The following is a 15,698-nucleotide window of genomic DNA, read 5'->3' as shown; positions in this document are numbered from 1 at the left end:
CGACCGTGGCGCCGTTACCGAGCGCCGGGAACGAAAACGATCGCGTCGCCGACCGCTCGCTCGGCTCCGCCGGCGCCGCTCGGGCGGTTCACCAGCGTCCCGTCGCCCAGCGCCATCGCGGTCGACCCGCCGCCGTCGAGGTTGATCGCGTCATGCATCCCCAGCGCGTCCGCGACCGCGGCCGTCTCGTCCATCGTGGTCCCGACACTCGTGGTCTGCCGCCCGTCGATCGTCGCCAGCACGATCTTGCCGTCGGCCGTCGTACCGGCGATCGTCCGCGGGTTGCGGTCGAAGAAGCTGCCGGTGCCGTCCGGTACGACGATCTCGCCGCCCGACGTGAGCTGGTAGCGGCCGGTCACGCCGTACAGGTTGTTGCGCAGCGGAACCGTCTCGCCGTGCTGGTCCGACACCTTGATCTCCTCGGCGAGGCAGCCGTTCGCGACCGCGGCGAGCAGCGCGACCGTGTCCTTGCCGGTGGCCTGCAGCGACGTCTGGTCGGCGGCGAGACTCGTGCCCCGGGTCGTCGACGTCCGGACGACGCAGCCGTGCCGGTCCAGGACGACCTCGATGCCGTGGCCGGCCGGCGTGGCAGCGGCGAACTCGGGGGTGAACAGTACGACGTCACCCGGCGAGGTGCAGGTGGTCTGGTCGGGCAAGGTTGCGCAGGCGGCCGGGACCACCGGTGGGTGGTTCACGAACTCCAGCGGCAGTTCCGCACCGGTCGTACGGTTGCGGACGTCGCCCGACCATCGCAGGTGACCGGTGATGACTTTGTTGCTGTTGGCATCGATCACCAGGTTGGCCTCGGCCGGGTCGGTCAGCGGCTCGCTGAGCAGTTTGCCGTCGAAGATGCCCAGGCCGACCGGGTCGCCGGGGTACAGCCGACTGGCGGTGAAGGTGAAGAACGACGCGTTCACGCCGGCCAGCGCACCGGAGGAACGGACCAGGTCCGAGGTCTTCTCCACCCTCGCCAGGTCGGGGCCGTACGTCGCCTTCAGCCGGCCCTTCGACTTTGCCGGGTCGATGGTCAGAACGTTGACGACCCACGGGCCGCGCGTCGTCGTGTTGATCTGGTCGGGAGGTGCCGGTTCGGTCCCGCGCACGATCGTCGTCAGCGTCACGCCGTCGGCCAGAGTCCGGCTGGTCCGGGTCTCGGCCAGATCCTGGTCGCCGAGCGGAAGCCCTTGACCGGTCGCGGCCGTCTCGTCGGTTGCGGTGCTCTCGGCGTACGCCGTGGGTACGACGCTCAGCGTGGCCACGGTCGCGAGCACGGAGGCTGCGATCATCGCGGCGCGGGGGAGTCGCGCGGAAGTAGTCATGCCGGCCATCCTGTTCGTCGATGGTGGAATCTTTCCGATCCAGCCGCTGACTCGTCAGCATCTGACAGGTTACGGTTTCGTGCCGCGGCCCGGGAGGTGTCGCGGAGTGTCCACCGGTTGAGTCGCCGACCGTGGCCGACGGGCATTTCGTATACGATCGCGGCCGTGTCGACGTCGCTGAGTGGCTGACCGCCTGTGTCCGCCGTCGTCGGTGCCTTCGTCGCGCTCGTCGCGGTCGCCGTCCTCGGCTATGTCGTCGGGCTGCTCGGCGTACTGCGGGCGCAGGACGAACTGGTGCTGTCCCGGCTGGCGTTCTTCGTCGCGACGCCGGCGTTGCTGTTCACGACGGTCGCCCGGGCGGACCTGCACTCGATCTTCTCGGCGGTGCTCGTCACCAACATCGCCGGCCTGTTCGTCGTCCAGGTGATCTTTCTCGTGGTGGCCGCGCTGGTCTGGCGTCGTACCCGGTCCCAGGCGACGATCGGCGTACTGGCGTCGTCGTACGTGAACGCCGGCAACCTCGGGGTTCCGGTCGCCGCCTACGTGCTCGGGGACGGTGCGTTGGTCGCGCCGATCATCTTGTTCCAGTTGCTGGTGATGGCGCCGATCGCGTTCGCCGTACTCGACGGAGACCGACAAGGGACCGGGCGTCGAGTGGCGCTGCGGACCGTGCTGACGCGGCCGTTGCGGAACCCGCTGACTGTGGCGTCGCTCCTCGGTCTGCTGGTGGCGTCACTCGATGTGCCGTTGCCGACCTTGCTGATGCGGCCGATCGACCTGGTGGCGGCGGCTGCGGTGCCGGTGGGGCTGGTCGCGTACGGGCTCAGCCTGAGTGGCGGTACGCGCGACTCGATCACCTTGCGGCGGGACGTCGTACTGGCCGTCGTGCTCAAGTCCGTCGTGCAACCGATTGCGGCGTATGCCGTCGCCCGCTGGCTCCTCGGCCTCCACGGCGCCGCTCTCATCGCGCCCACCTTGCTGGCGGCGCTTCCGACAGCCCAGAACGTCTACGTCTACGCGGTCCACTACCGCGCCGGCCGCACGCTGGCGCGCAGCGCTGTCCTCCTCAGCACACTGCTCTCCATCCCGCTGATGACCGCCATCGTCGGAATTTTGGGCTGAGTCACTTCATCCTGAACGTCATTGCCTGGCGTCGAAGGTCGCTTCCTCGCGTCGAGGGTCCCTTCGTCGCGTCGAGGGTGACTTCATCGCGTTGAGGGTCGCTGCCTCGCGTCGAGCGTCGCTTCCTCGCGTCGAGGGTTACTTCCTCGCGTCGAAGGTCACTTCATCGCGTTGAAGGCTTCCTCGGTTACCGGCGCCACCGCGTCGACGGTCACGTTCTCGTTGGCGGACTGCGCGATCACCGTCAGCGTGTTGGAACCGCGGTAACACTGGGTCGGCAGGCCGTCGGTCTCGACGCAGGTGGACTGGCCGACCTTCTTGATCTGCTCGGGCGTGGCGCCGGAATCCGCGACGGTCTTGTCGATGTCGACCTTCCCGCGCAGCGCGATCAGCATGTACAGCCGGTCGCCGGTGAGGCTCCCGTACGCCTCGACGGTGACCTCTTTGCCGTCGTTGATCCGGCTCAGCCTGTCGCGGGTCTGCTCGAGCTGGAGCTGGTCGCGGATCTGCTGATCGGTGATCCGGTCCAACCCGGCCAGCTTCGCCGGCGGCGTGATCCCCCGCTCCGCATTCAACCGATTCAACGGCCCCAGCCCCCACACATACCCCAACACCGCCAACACCCCGAGGACAACAACCACCCCAGCCACAGTCACCCAAGGCCCCCGCCGAACCCGCCCCCACCACGTCTTCCCCCCACCACCCGCGCCCCCACCAACCTTCTCCCCAGCAGCCTTCTCCCCAGCAGCCTTCTCCCCAGCAGCCCTGCCCGCATCGGGCTCCTCGCCGGCTGCCTTGTCCCCAGCAGCTGTGTCCCCAGCTGCCTTGCCGCCATCGGGCTTCTCGTCGGCCTTGTCCCCGGCGGCCATGTGGCCGGTGGTTTCTTCGTCGGCAGCCTTTTCCGCGGCAGGCTGAGCCTCGGCTACCGGTTTCCCGTCCTCGCCTACCGCTCCGATTTCAACGGTGTCGTCCGTCGCCATCCCCGCAGCCTTCGCCTCATCCCCAGCCTTGGCACCTTCGGTCGGCTTGCCGGCGGAGTTGGCAGCCGTGGCGGTCGTCCCGCCGACCGCACCGCCTGAGCTGGCCGCCTCGGCGGCGCCACCCGCAACCGCACCCGTGCTCCCCGGCTCAGCCTCGACAGCACTTGCCGCCGACTTCTCCGCAACTCCCGCCTCCGCGCTGACCTTCTCCGTGCCCGCCTTCTCCGTGCCCGTTGCCTGCGCGCTCGCCTTCTCCGTGCTCGCCACCCCCGTGTCCACCTTCTCCGCGCCCGTCTGCCCCGCGCCCGTCTTCTGCGCGTCTGCCGTCTCCTTGGTGTCGGGCGCGGCGGCGCGAGACTTCGCGTCGGCGGGCGGCGCCGTTGCGGGGTCCGGGGTGGGGGTGTTGGCGGGGGTAGGGGTGGTGGGAGCCTCGGGGGTCGGGCGGTCCGGGGTGGTGGGGTCGCTCATGGGTGCGGGGCTCCTCGGGACGGTGCGGTCGCGCGGTTCGACCCGATGGTTCCACACCCGGGCAAAACCGGTTCCGCAGCGTAGTGCTTCAAGCTGAAACGGTAGCGCCCGCCTCCCCGGAAGGAGACGGGCACCAGGCAGAACAGCCGACCGCTGACTCTCAGAGGGTTGCGATGACCTTGACGGTGTCGGTGTTGTCGGGGCTCCAGAGGATTTCGCCGGTGATTCGGCCGGCGGCGCGGAGGTCGGGCTCGGCGCGTTCGGCCAGGGCGAGGCGGGCGGCGGGGCCGCTGACCTCGACCTTGCTGACGTCGGTCTTCATCGAGACCTGCGCCTCTGACTTCGCGCCGCGGATCCCCGCGAGCACCTCGGAGACCGCGTCCAGAACCTCCGGCTCCTGCGCCGCGACCGCGAGGTCGACATCCGGCTCCGGCCAGCGGCTCAGGTGGATCGAACCCTCCTGCCACCACGACCAGACCTCTTCGGTCGCGAACGGCAGGTACGGCGCCAGCAGCCGCAACTGGACCGACAGCGCGACAGCCAGCGCGGCCTTGGCCGACGCCGCGGCCGCCTCACTCTGACCGCCGTACGCGCGCTCCTTGACCAGCTCGACGTAGTCGTCGCAGAAGGTCCAGAAGAACCGCTCGCTGACCTCGAGCGCACCGGTGTAGTCGTACCGGTCGAAGGCCGCCGTGGCGTCCGCGACGACGGACCGCAGCCGCTGCAGCATCGCCAGGTCGACCGGCTCGGTGACCGCCGAGGGGTCGACCGTCGACGCCCCGAACCCGAGGACGAACTTCGACGCGTTCAGGACCTTGATCGCCAGCCGTCGGCCGACCTTCATCTGCGACTCGTCGAACGGCGAGTCCAGGCCCGGCCGGGCCATCGCCGCGCGCCAGCGGACCGCGTCGGAACCGAACTTGTCCAGGATCTCCGACGGGACGATCGCGTTGCCCTTGGACTTGGACATCTTCTTGCGGTCCGGGTCGACGACGAACCCGGAGATCATCGACCGCGCCCACGGCAGCGTGCCGTTCTCGAAGTGGGCCCGGACGACGCGGGAGAACAGCCAGGTCCGGATGATCTCGTGCGCGTGCGTGTTCAGGTCCATCGGGAAGGTACGCCGGAACAGGTCGTCGTCCCGCTCCCACCCGCAGACGATGTGCGGGGTGAGCGAGGACGTCGCCCAGGTGTCCATCACGTCGGGGTCGGCCTCGAAGCCACCCGGCTTGCCGCGCTGGGACTCGTCGTACCCACGCGGCGCCTGAGACGTCGGGTCGATCGGCAGCTCCGCCTCGCTCGGCAGCAGCGGGTGGTCGTAGTCCGGCTCGCCGTTGTCGTCCAGCGGATACCAGACCGGGAACGGGACGCCGAAGTAGCGCTGGCGGGAGATCAACCAGTCACCGTTCAGCCCCTCGACCCAGTTCATGTACCGGTGCCGCATGTGCTCCGGGACCCAGCCCAGCTCGTTGCCGCGGTCAACGAACTCCTGCTTGAGGTCGGCGTCCCGGCCGCCGTTGCGGATGTACCACTGCCGGGTCGAGACGATCTCGAGCGGCTTGTCGCCGTTCTCGTAGAAGTTCGCCATCCGGGTCGTCGACTTCGGCTCGCCGTCCAGGTCGCCGCTCTCGCGCAGCTTCGCGACGATCAGCTCCCGGGCACTGAACACGGTCTTGCCGGCCAGCTCGCCGTACAGCTCCGATCCCGAAAGCCACTCCGGCGTCTCGCGCAGCAGCCGGCCGTCGCGGCCGATGACTGTGCGGACCGGCAGCTGCAGCTCACGCCACCACTGGACGTCGGTCAGGTCACCGAACGTGCAGCACATCGCGATACCGGCGCCCTTGTCCATCTCGGCCGCCTCGTGCGCCAGGACCGGGACCTCGACGCCGAACAGCGGCGTCCGGACCGTCGACCCGAACAGGTGCTTGTAGCGCTCGTCGGACGGGTGGGCGATCAGCGCGACACAGGCGGGGATCAGCTCCGGGCGCGTGGTCTCGATGTGGATCGGGCCGTCGGCGCCGTGGAACGCGATCCGGTGGTAGGCGCCGGCGTACTCCCGGGCCTCGAGCTCGGCTTGGGCGACCGCGGTCTGGAACGTGACGTCCCACATCGTCGGCGCCTCGGCCAGGTACGCCTCGCCGCGGGCGAAATTGCGCAGGAAGGCCCGCTGCGACGTACGCCGGGAGTCCTCGGAGATCGTGGTGTAGAGGTACGACCAGTCGACGCTCAGGCCGACCCGGCGCCACATCGCCTCGAACGCCTGCTCGTCGACATGGGTCAGCTCACCGCACAGCTCGACGAAGTTCTGCCGGCTGATCGGGATCTGCCTCTTCGGGTCCGGCTTGGCGGGCGGGGTGAAGTCCGGGTCGTACGGCAGCGACGGGTCGCACCGGACGCCGTAGTAGTTCTGCACCCGGCGCTCGGTGGGCAGGCCGTTGTCGTCCCAGCCGATCGGGTAGAAGACCTTCTTCCCGCGCATCCGCTGGTAGCGGGCGACCAGGTCGGTGTGGGTGTAGCTGAAGATGTGCCCGACGTGCAGCGACCCGGAGACGGTCGGCGGCGGCGTGTCGATGGAGTACACCTCGGCGCGCTCGGCCGTCCGATCGAAGGCGTAGGTCTGCTGCTCCCTCCATACCGCAGCCCACTTCTCCTCGAGACCGTCGAGGGTGGGCTTGTCGGGAACACGGGGCGTCTGGCTCATGCGCACAATCGTAGTGGTTGTCAAGGGGTGCTTCCGACCGGTTATCCACACCCCCGCCTAGACTGAGTTTCCTGATGAGCGACCTCTCCTACGCCGAGGTATCGGCACGGCTCCAGCAGCGCTGGCCGGAGCACAAGATCGAACCCACGCTGGACCGGGTCCGGCGGCTCGTGGAGCTGCTCGGCGACCCGCAGAAGGCGTACCCGGTGGTGCACCTGACCGGGACCAACGGCAAGACCTCGACCGCGCGGATGGTCGACGCCCTGGTCCGCGAGGCCGGGCTGCGGACCGGCCGGTTCACCAGTCCGCACCTGGAGTCGGTCCGGGAGCGGATCACGCTGGACGGTGAGCCGATCACCGAACAGCGTTTCGTCGAGGCGTACGACGAGATCGCGCCGTACCTGGACGTGGTCGACGCCGAGCAGGAGCACCCGCTGTCGTTCTTCGAGGTGATGACCGCGATGGCCTTCGCCGTCTTCGCGGACGCACCGGTCGACGTGGCGATCGTCGAGGTCGGCCTGGGCGGCACCTGGGACTCCACCAACGTCGCCGACGGGACCGTGTCGGTGATCACCCCGGTCGCGGTCGACCACGCGCACATCCTCGGCTCCGATCCGGTCACCATCGCCAAGGACAAGTCCGGCATCATCAAGGCCGGCGGTACGACGGTGATGGCGCAGCAGAGCCTGGACGTCTTCGAGGTGCTGCTCCGCAAGGCCGCCGAGACCGGCTCCCAGGTCGCCCGCGAGGGGATCGAGTTCGGAGTCGTCAGCCGCTCGCTCGCCGTCGGCGGCCAGCTGATCTCGATCAAGGGACTGGGCGGCGAGTACGAGGACATCTTCCTTCCGCTCCACGGTGAGTACCAGGCGCACAACGCGGCCACCGCGGTCGCGGCCGTGGAAGCGCTCTTCGGCGCCAGCCCGCAGACCGAGGGCCGGGTCACCACCGAACTCCTGCAGGCCGCGTTCGCCGAGGTGACCAGCCCGGGCCGGATGGAGGTGGTCCGGACCAGCCCGACGATCATCGTCGACGCCGCGCACAACCCGCACGGCGCCGAGGCGACCGCGGCCACGGTGTCCGAGGCGTTCACGTTCCAGCCGCTGATCGGCGTCCTGGGATGTATGAAGGACAAGGACGTGTACGGCGTCCTGGAGGCGTACGAACCGATCATGGAGACGGTCGTCTGCACCCGGAACAGTTTCGTCGAGCGCTCGATGCCGGCCGAGGAACTCGGTGAACTCGCGGCCGAGGTGTTCGGCGAGGACCGGGTGCTGGTCCGGCCGCACCTGATCGACGCCATCGACGACGCGATCCGGCTGGCCGAGGAGAACGCGGTCGCCCTCGGTACCGGCGGCGTACTGATCACCGGTTCCGTCGTCACTGCCGGCGAGGCCCGGTCGCTGCTGGTCCGCAAGCCGAAGAAGGACGGGCAATGAGGTCGCTGGCGTCGATCGTGCTCGGGTTCGAGGCCCTGGTGCTCGCTCTGGTGACACCGGTGATGATCTCCATCGCCGGGGTCCGGCCCGCGGTCGCGCTGCCGGTCTGCCTCGGGCTCGCGGTCCTGGCGCTGCTCGCCACCGGGCTGCTGCGCAACCAGGTGGGGTACGCCCTGGGTTGGGTGGTCCAGGTCGGTGCGGTCGGCCTCGGTTTCGTCGTACCGGTGATGTTCGTGCTCGGCCTGGCGTTCGCGGGCTGCTGGGTGGCGGCGATCGTGCTCGGCCGCCGCATCGAGGAAGCGAAGCGGGCGCACACCGGTTAGGCTCGGCGCGCCCGATCTACTTCGAGAGAGAGTTTGACAGATGTCGCAGCGCACCCTGGTCCTGCTCAAGCCCGACACGGTACGCCGTGGCCTGGTGGGGGAGGTGCTCCGCCGCTTCGAGGCGAAGGGGCTCCGGATCGTGGCGATGGACCTGCGCACGATCGACGGCGACCTGGCCGACCAGCACTACGCCGAGCACGTCGAGAAGGCGTTCTACCCGCCGCTGCGCGATTTCGTCACCAGCGGCCCGCTGGTCGCGATGGTGCTCGAGGGTGACGAGGCGGTCGAGGTCGTCCGCGCCCTGAACGGCGCCACCGACGGCCGCAAGGCCGCCCCCGGCACCATCCGCGGCGACCTCTCCCTCTCCAACCGCGAAAACCTCGTCCACGGCTCCGACTCCCCGGAATCCGCCGACCGCGAAATCAAGATCTGGTTCCCCGACCTGCCCTGATTCCGCGCTCCGGCCCGATCACCCGGTGAGGCGGTTTGTGTCACCGGTCGGATACGATGCGTGTGCGGTCGGCCTGGTGATCCGGACCCGGTCCGTGTCGATGCGTCGGCGACGGTGGTCGCGCGCTTAGCCTGAAAACCGGATCGAGCGGGAGGCGCCTCGATGGCGAACAGCATGCTCGGCCGCGACATGGCGGTCGACCTCGGCACGGCGAACACTCTCGTCTACGTGCGTGGCCGTGGCGTGGTCCTGAACGAGCCGTCGGTGGTGGCGACCCGGACCGACGAGCCGCGGGAGGCGGTCGCGTTCGGGCACGAGGCGAAGAAGATGATCGGCCGGACGCCGGGCAACATCACCGCGATCCGGCCGCTCAAGGACGGCGTGATCGCCGACTTCGACGCCGCCGAGCAGATGCTGCGCTACTTCATCCAGCGTGTGCACCGGCGCCGGTACTTCGCCAAGCCGCGGATCGTGGTCTGCGTCCCGTCCGGGATCACCGCGGTCGAGCAGCGCGCGGTCCGCGACGCCGGGTACATGGCGGGCGCCCGCAAGGTCTACATCATCGAGGAGCCGATGGCCGCCGCCCTCGGCTCCGACCTCGAGGTCCGCGACGCCACCGGCAACATGGTCGTCGACATCGGCGGCGGTACGACGGAGGTCGCGGTCATCTCGTTCGGCGGCATCGTCACCAGCCAGTCGATCCGGGTGGCCGGCGACGCCATCGACAAGGCGGTGGTGAACTACTGCAAGAAGGAGTTCTCGCTGCTGCTCGGCGAGGCCACCTCCGAGCAGATCAAGATGACCATCGGGTCGGCGTTCCCGACCACCGACGGGCCGGACAGCGAGATCCGCGGCCGGGACATGATCTCCGGGCTGCCGCGCACCGTGAAGGTGTCCTCGGCGAACATCCGGCAGGCGATCGAGGAGCCGATCACCGCGATCGTCGACGCGGTCAAGGCGACCCTGGACAAGACCCCTCCGGAACTGGCCGGCGACATCGTCGACCGCGGCATCGTGCTGACCGGCGGCGGTGCGCTGCTGAAGGGGATGGACGAGCGACTGCGGCACGAGACCGGCATCCCGATCCACGTCGCGGACAACCCGCTGGACGCCGTCGTCCTCGGCGCCGGCAAGTGTGTGGACAACATCGAGACCTTGAACCGCATTCTCGTCACCGACCGGCGCTGACCATGCTCAAAGACCTCGGCACCCCGGCGCGAGGCCTGGTCCGTTCGGCCGGGATGCCGCGTGAGATCCGGCGCCGCCGGACCTTGCTGGTGCTGATCGTGCTGGCCTGCTTCACGTTGATGGTCCTCGACGCCCGCCGCTCGGCCGGGTCGCCGGTGGACCCGCTGCGGCACGCCGCCGCGACTGTGTTCGGTCCGCTGGAGTCGACCGCGAGCTCGGCCCGGCAGCCTGTGGACAACCTCCGCGACCGGTTCGCGGAAATGGATAGGTTGAAGGCCGAGAACGAAAAACTGAAGAGTGAGAACGAGAAGCTCCAGCAGGAACTGAACACCACCGACTACGCCCGCAACCGGGCTGCCGAGCTTGATCGGCTGCTCAAACTCGCGCCGGCGTACACGATGACCCCTGCCCGGGTGATCGGGATCGGCAGCGCGCAGAGCTTCAACCACACGGTCACGATCGACGCCGGTACGGCGGACGGCGTACAGGTTGACATGACCGTGCTGAACGGGAGCGGCCTGGTCGGCCGGGTGGTCCGGACGACCCAGGCGACCGCGACCGTGCTGCTGATAGGCGACCGCAACTCGACGGTCGGCGGCCGGCTGAACTCCTCGATGGCGCTCGGCTTCGTGTCCGGGCGAGGGGAGGCGGGCGGCACGCTCGACTACAAACTGGTCGACCTGAAGGCCAGGCCGAAGGTCGGGGACCGGATCGTCACCTGGGGCTCGCGGGGCAACGCGCCGTACGTGCCGGGCGTGCCGATCGGTGTGGTCACCTCGGTGACGCCGAACGAGGGAGCTCTCGGGTCCACGGCGACCGTGGAGCCGTACGTCGATCCGACCCGGATCGACACCGTGGGCGTGGTGACCGGTCCGCCGGTCCGAGGTCCGCGCACTCAACTGAAGCCACAGCCGTCTGTCACAGGAGGGAAGGGAAACTGATGTGATCGCTTTGCGTATCGGGTTGGCTGCCCTCTTCCTGATGGTGGCTGTCACTGTGCAGACGTCCGTGCTGTCGAACGTCGCGGTTGCCGGGGTCACCTGCGACCTGGTGCTGATCGTGGTCATCGCGCTGGCGTTGTCGCGTGGGCCGGAGTGGGGTGCGATCACCGGCTTTGTCGGCGGTCTGCTGCTGGACGTCGTACCGCCGGCCGATCACACGGCTGGGCGGTGGGCGCTCGCGCTTGCCCTCGCCGGGTACGTCGCCGGACTGATCCGCCGTGAGACATCGGCCGGTCCGGTCGGGCCGTTGATCGTCGCCGCGACCGTCGTCCTCGGGGCGAGCCTGTCGCTGTTCATCTACTGCGCTACCGGGTCGCTGTTGCACGACCCGTCGGTCGACTGGGGTGAGTTCGGCGTCCGGCTCGGCATCGCCGCCGGGTACGACGTGGTCGGCGCGATCGTGGTGATTCCGCTGGTCATGTGGATCATGAGCCGCCTCGTCGCGGCTCGCGAACGCCGCCGGGTGCTGCCATGAGTCTCCACCTCACGACCCCCATCGTCTTTTGCTTCACCCCTGAGTCGAGCGGGGGTGAAGTGTGAGCTTCGACGGATTTGAAGCGCCTCTCAAGGCCCGGCTGCGGTTGTTCGTGATCGGGGTGCTGGTCGTCTCGTTGTTCTGTACGTTGTTCGCGCGGCTCTGGTACATGCAGGTGATGTCCAACGAGGACTACACCCAGGCCGCGACGCAGCAGCACACGCGTCAGGTGCTGGTGCCGGCGCCCCGCGGCACGATCGTCGACGCGAAGGGCCGCACCCTGGTCGGGAACCGGGTCGCGCTGGTCATCACCGTCGACCGGTCGGTGATGGCGAAGCTGCCGGAAAACCAGCAGAACGTGGTGATCGCGCGGCTCGCGAAGGTGCTCGGCCAGAAGCCGAAGGACCTCAAGGCGCGGACCATGCTGTGCGGCGAGCCGGGCGCATCGAAACCCCCGGCGTGCTGGAACGGTACGCCGTACCAGCCGATCCCGGTGGCGAAGGACGTCAGCGCGCAGGTCGCGATCGAGGTGATGGAACGCCGGGAGGACTTCCCGGGTGTGGCCGCCGAGTCCCAGACGCTGCGCGCGTACCCGGCGCCGTTCAAGGTGAACGCCGCCCACATCCTCGGGTACCTGTCACCGATCACGACCGAGGAACTGGACGACATCGAGAAAGCCGGCGGGGACTCGGTCCCGCACCGTTCCGACCTGGTCGGCCGGGCCGGTGTCGAGCGAACCTACGACAAGCTCCTGCGTGGCGCGCCGGGCGTCAAGGACGTGATCGTCGACGCCGTCGGGTACACCACCGGCGTCGAGAAGCAGACGGCGCCGGCGCCCGGAGCGACCCTGGTGACCACGATCGACGCGCGGATCCAGGCCGCGGTCGAGGCGCAGCTGCGCAACGCGATCCTGACCGCGCGGAAGCAGTACGACAAGATCACCAAGCGCAAGTACGTCGCGGACTCGGGTGCGGCCGTGGTGATGGACACCAAGACCGGCCGGATCGTCGCGATGGCCAGCTATCCGACGTACGACCCCGGCGTCTGGGTCGGCGGCATCACCCAGCGCGAGCTGGACGCGCTGTACTCCTCGAAGTCGGGTACGCCGCTGGTTTCGCGTGCTCTGCAAGGACAGCTGGCCCCGGGGTCGACGTTCAAGCCGATCACCACCGCGGCCGCGATGGCGGCCGGCTACAGCACCAAGACCCGGCTGGACTGCTCGTCGTACTTCGAGGTCGGGAATCGCCGGTTCAAGAACTACGAGTCCGCGTCGTACGGGATGATCGGTTTCGACCAGGCGCTGTCGCTGTCGTGCGACACGTTCTTCTACCGGATCGCGTACGCGCTCTGGCTGAAGGAGGGCGGCAACTCCAGCGACGTGAACACGCGCGACCCGCTGGTGGAGATGGCGCAGAAGTTCGGCCTCGGCAAGCCGACCGGGGTCGACCTGCCCGGCGAGGTCGGCGGCCGGATCGCGGATCGCAAGTGGAAGAAGGAGTACTACGACTCCCAGAAGGACTACTACTGCAAGATCGCGGCCAACCCGCCGGCCGGGACGTCGGCGTTCCTGAAGCAGTTCTCCCGCGAGTTCTGCGCCGATGGGTACCGGTACCGCGCCGGTGACGCGGTGAACTTCGCCATCGGCCAGGGCGACACCACTGTCACCCCGTTGCAACTGGCGACGGTCTACTCGGCGCTGTCCAACGGCGGCACCCTGTACGAGCCGCGCGTCGTCCAGTCCTGGATCGGTCCGAACGGCAAGCCGCACGAGATCAAGCCGAAGCCGAGGGGCGAACTGCCGGTGTCGTCGTCGAACCTGCGCTACATCGACCGGGCGCTGATGGAGACGGTGAAGACCGGTACGGCGGCCTGGAAGTTCAACGGGTTCCCGGTCGACCAGGTGCAGGTCCGGGCCAAGACCGGTACGGCGGAGGTCTACGGCAAGCAGACCACCTCGTGGATGGCGTCGTACACCGACCGCTATGCCGTGGTGATGATGATCAGCCAGGCCGGTACGGGCTCGGGCGCCGGTGGTGAGGCGGTCCGGAAGATCTACGAGACGCTGTACAACATCAAGCCGGCGCCACCTGCCCAGCAACAGAAGCAGCCGAGGCCGTGACGGCCAGGACGGCCAGGACGGCCATGACGGCCATGACGGCCATGACGGCCTCGGACGGTCCCGTGTCGAGGTCGCGGTGATGGCGTTTCTGACCCCGATCCCGACCCGGCCGCGGATGGACCGGCGGTCGACCGTGTGGCACGTCGACTGGGTCCTCGTCCTCGGCGTACTGGCACTGTCCACGATCGGCGCGATGCTGATCTGGTCCGCGACCCACGGCCGGACCTCGCTGACCGACGGCAACGAGTACGCGTACCTGGTCCGGCACGCGCTCAACTTCGCCATCGGCTCGGTGCTCGCGATCGGTGCCGCCGTCACCGATCACCGCCGGGTCCGCATCCTCGCGCCGGTGCTGTACGCCGCCTCGATCGTCGGGCTGATCCTGGTCCTGGTGCCCGGAGTCGGTGCCGTGATCAACGGTTCGCGGTCGTGGATCCAGCTGCCGTGGCTGTCCATCCAGCCCAGTGAGTTCGCGAAGCTGGCAGTGATCGTCGGGATGGCGCTGCTGATCGCGGAGAAGGGTGAGACCGATCACCGCGAGACGGCCCGGACCGTCGACGTCGCGCAGGCCATCGCGGTCGCCGCCGTACCGGTGGTCCTGGTGATGCTGCAGCCCGACCTGGGCACGGTGATGGTGCTCGGCTCGATCGCGTTCGGGATCATCGCGGTGTCCGGCGTACCGAAGCGCTGGATGCTCGGGCTCGTCACCGCCGGCGTGGTGGTGGCCGCGCTGGCGATCAAGTTGCAGGTGCTGAAGGAGTACCAGCTGGCCCGGTTCGTCGCGTTCGCGGATCCGTCCCAGGACCCGCAGGGCATCGGCTACAACGTGAACCAGGCGCGGATCGCGATCGGCAACGGCGGGGTCTTCGGGCAGGGCTTGTTCCACGGCGGTCAGACGCAGAATGCGTTCGTTCCCGAGCAGCACACCGACTTCGTCTTCACCGTGGCGGGGGAGGAGCTCGGCCTGATCGGGGCCGGCGCGATCATCGTGCTGTTCGCGGTGGTGCTGATCCGCGGCCTGCGGATCGCGGTGAACGCCCGCGACGCCTTCGGCCGCCTGGTCGCCACCGGCATCGTCTGCTGGTTCGCGTTCCAGGCCTTCGAGAACATCGGTATGACGTTGGGCATCATGCCGGTGACCGGTCTTCCGCTGCCGTTCGTCTCGTACGGCGGCTCGTCGATGTTCGCCTGTCTCCTGGCCGTCGGCCTTCTCCAGAACATTCACCTTCGCTCCCACCGCTTCTGAAGCTCTTTTGGGCTGACCAGTCAGGTACGCTGCTGGCTGCTCGGCGACCGGTGGGCCTCTGCCCTCGAAGGTTCTGGAAGGTTCCATGACCAGGTTTGTGTCGTTCCCGCTCGCGTTGGTCACCGCCGTCAGCTTGTCTCTCACCGGCTGCGGTGGCGGCGGCAAGGACGAAGCAGCGGCTCAGTCGACCGCCGCCGCGAAGACGCCGGCACCGACCGTCACCGTCGAGACACCCGATGTAACCGACGCCCCGGCACCCACGATCAAGAGGACCTCGGCCGAGCTCGCCAGGGCGTTGCTCGAGCAGGCGGATCTGCCCGACGGCTACGAGGTGGAGAAGGACGACCCGGCCGGCGACGCGGAGAAGCCGTTCTCGTCGGCGAGCAGCAGTTGCAAGACGCTGGTCCGCTTCCTGAACGCGAACGAGGCGCCCGGTGCGAAAGCGACCACGCACCGGTCGTTCTCCGCCGGGCAGGAGGGCACGTTCATCGAGTTCGGTATCGATGCGATGGGCAACAAGGACGAGGTGGCCTATCTGCAGCACGCGTACCGGAAGGCGGTCAACGCCTGCTCGAAGGTGACGATGAAGATCGGCGAGGGTCGTTACTCGATGAAGGTCGAGGAGATCGCCGCGCCGCAGTTCGGCACCGACCCGTTCGCGTTCCGGCTGACCGTCACGTCGGGTTCGCGCCGCGGCCTCGAGTTCACCGCCGCCACCGCGGGCGTCGAGGACGTCGTCGTCTCCGTCACCCTGCTCGCCGGCCAGGAGGGTGAACTGGAAGGCGCCACCGAAGCCGCCGTCGCCAAAGCCCAACAGGTCCTCGAGAAGGGCGCGTGAAACCGAGGTCCCGGCCGGGGCCTGAGGATGT

The 15,698-nt window shown here is 68.8% G+C and carries 13 protein-coding genes; 10 read left to right on the top strand and 3 right to left on the bottom strand.

Annotation, left to right across the window (positions count from 1 at the left end):
- Positions 1 to 14 precede the first annotated feature (14 nt).
- A complete protein-coding gene (locus tag ACYVOK_RS22325) occupies positions 15 to 1,319 on the bottom strand; it encodes a phosphodiester glycosidase family protein (RefSeq protein ID WP_460664430.1) in 1,305 nt (434 codons plus the stop codon).
- A 195-nt stretch (positions 1,320 to 1,514) separates the two neighbouring features.
- On the opposite strand from ACYVOK_RS22325, the gene ACYVOK_RS22320 reads away from it, so the two are divergent.
- Positions 1,515 to 2,441: an AEC family transporter gene (locus tag ACYVOK_RS22320; protein WP_460664429.1), complete on the top strand. Its 927-nt coding sequence runs from the start codon at positions 1,515 to 1,517 to the stop codon at positions 2,439 to 2,441.
- Positions 2,442 to 2,599: 158 nt separating this feature from the next.
- On the opposite strand, the gene ACYVOK_RS22315 is transcribed toward ACYVOK_RS22320, so the two are convergent.
- Both ACYVOK_RS22315 and valS read right to left on the bottom strand, forming a co-directional pair.
- Entirely contained in the window at positions 2,600 to 3,889 is a 1,290-nt protein-coding gene (locus ACYVOK_RS22315) for a hypothetical protein (RefSeq protein ID WP_460664428.1), read from the bottom strand.
- Positions 3,890 to 4,049: 160 nt separating this feature from the next.
- On the bottom strand, positions 4,050 to 6,590 hold the full coding sequence (gene valS / locus ACYVOK_RS22310) for a valine--tRNA ligase (RefSeq protein WP_460664427.1): 2,541 nt from the start codon (positions 6,588 to 6,590) through the stop codon (positions 4,050 to 4,052).
- Between the two features lie 74 nt (positions 6,591 to 6,664).
- Between valS and ACYVOK_RS22305 the strand changes: the two genes are divergently transcribed.
- From ACYVOK_RS22305 to ACYVOK_RS22265, 9 genes are all read left to right on the top strand, one after another.
- On the top strand, positions 6,665 to 8,026 hold the full coding sequence (locus ACYVOK_RS22305; RefSeq protein WP_460664426.1) for a bifunctional folylpolyglutamate synthase/dihydrofolate synthase: 1,362 nt from the start codon (positions 6,665 to 6,667) through the stop codon (positions 8,024 to 8,026).
- Positions 8,023 to 8,349, top strand: a complete 327-nt coding sequence (locus ACYVOK_RS22300; RefSeq protein WP_460664425.1) for a DUF4233 domain-containing protein — start codon at positions 8,023 to 8,025, stop codon at positions 8,347 to 8,349. Before ACYVOK_RS22305 ends, ACYVOK_RS22300 begins: the two co-directional genes overlap by 4 nt.
- Before the next feature lie 40 nt (positions 8,350 to 8,389).
- The gene (gene ndk / locus ACYVOK_RS22295) at positions 8,390 to 8,800 is read left to right on the top strand and encodes a nucleoside-diphosphate kinase (protein ID WP_460664424.1); all 411 of its coding nucleotides are present in this window, start codon (positions 8,390 to 8,392) and stop codon (positions 8,798 to 8,800) included.
- Between the two features lie 162 nt (positions 8,801 to 8,962).
- Positions 8,963 to 9,988 carry a rod shape-determining protein gene (locus ACYVOK_RS22290; protein ID WP_460664423.1) on the top strand — a complete coding sequence of 342 codons (1,026 nt, stop codon included), beginning with the start codon at positions 8,963 to 8,965 and terminating at the stop codon, positions 9,986 to 9,988.
- A gap of 2 nt (positions 9,989 to 9,990) precedes the next feature.
- Complete coding sequence (gene mreC / locus ACYVOK_RS22285; protein WP_460664422.1) at positions 9,991 to 10,929, top strand: rod shape-determining protein MreC; 939 nt, start codon at positions 9,991 to 9,993, stop codon at positions 10,927 to 10,929.
- 1 nt (position 10,930) lies between these two features.
- Positions 10,931 to 11,464, top strand: coding sequence for a rod shape-determining protein MreD (gene mreD, locus ACYVOK_RS22280; protein ID WP_460664421.1), 534 nt, complete (start codon positions 10,931 to 10,933; stop codon positions 11,462 to 11,464).
- Positions 11,465 to 11,525: 61 nt separating this feature from the next.
- Entirely contained in the window at positions 11,526 to 13,583 is a 2,058-nt protein-coding gene (gene mrdA / locus ACYVOK_RS22275) for a penicillin-binding protein 2 (RefSeq protein ID WP_460664420.1), read from the top strand.
- Positions 13,584 to 13,662: 79 nt separating this feature from the next.
- Positions 13,663 to 14,829, top strand: coding sequence for a rod shape-determining protein RodA (gene rodA, locus ACYVOK_RS22270; protein WP_460664419.1), 1,167 nt, complete (start codon positions 13,663 to 13,665; stop codon positions 14,827 to 14,829).
- A gap of 85 nt (positions 14,830 to 14,914) precedes the next feature.
- Positions 14,915 to 15,667 (top strand): hypothetical protein, encoded by a 753-nt coding sequence (locus ACYVOK_RS22265; protein ID WP_460664418.1) that lies wholly within the window; start codon positions 14,915 to 14,917, stop codon positions 15,665 to 15,667.
- The last annotated feature ends 31 nt before the right edge of the window (positions 15,668 to 15,698 follow it).

The sequence above is a fragment of the Kribbella swartbergensis genome (assembly GCF_054784135.1).
Note: the sequence above shows the minus strand (reverse complement) of the source record. Positions and strands in the feature narration are given on the sequence as shown.

Bases quoted from the DNA above. Each gene is read 5' to 3' on its own strand.
- valS (WP_460664427.1), bottom strand. From the start codon at position 6,590: ATGAGCCAGACGCCCCGTGTTCCCGACAAGCCCACCCTCGACGGTCTC.
- rodA (WP_460664419.1), top strand. From the start codon at position 13,663: ATGGCGTTTCTGACCCCGATCCCGACCCGGCCGCGGATGGACCGGCGG.
- mreC (WP_460664422.1), top strand. From the start codon at position 9,991: ATGCTCAAAGACCTCGGCACCCCGGCGCGAGGCCTGGTCCGTTCGGCC.
- ACYVOK_RS22325 (WP_460664430.1), bottom strand. From the start codon at position 1,319: ATGACTACTTCCGCGCGACTCCCCCGCGCCGCGATGATCGCAGCCTCC.
- ACYVOK_RS22305 (WP_460664426.1), top strand. From the start codon at position 6,665: ATGAGCGACCTCTCCTACGCCGAGGTATCGGCACGGCTCCAGCAGCGC.
- ACYVOK_RS22265 (WP_460664418.1), top strand. From the start codon at position 14,915: ATGACCAGGTTTGTGTCGTTCCCGCTCGCGTTGGTCACCGCCGTCAGC.
- ACYVOK_RS22300 (WP_460664425.1), top strand. From the start codon at position 8,023: ATGAGGTCGCTGGCGTCGATCGTGCTCGGGTTCGAGGCCCTGGTGCTC.
- ACYVOK_RS22315 (WP_460664428.1), bottom strand. From the start codon at position 3,889: ATGAGCGACCCCACCACCCCGGACCGCCCGACCCCCGAGGCTCCCACC.
- ACYVOK_RS22290 (WP_460664423.1), top strand. From the start codon at position 8,963: ATGGCGAACAGCATGCTCGGCCGCGACATGGCGGTCGACCTCGGCACG.
- ndk (WP_460664424.1), top strand. From the start codon at position 8,390: ATGTCGCAGCGCACCCTGGTCCTGCTCAAGCCCGACACGGTACGCCGT.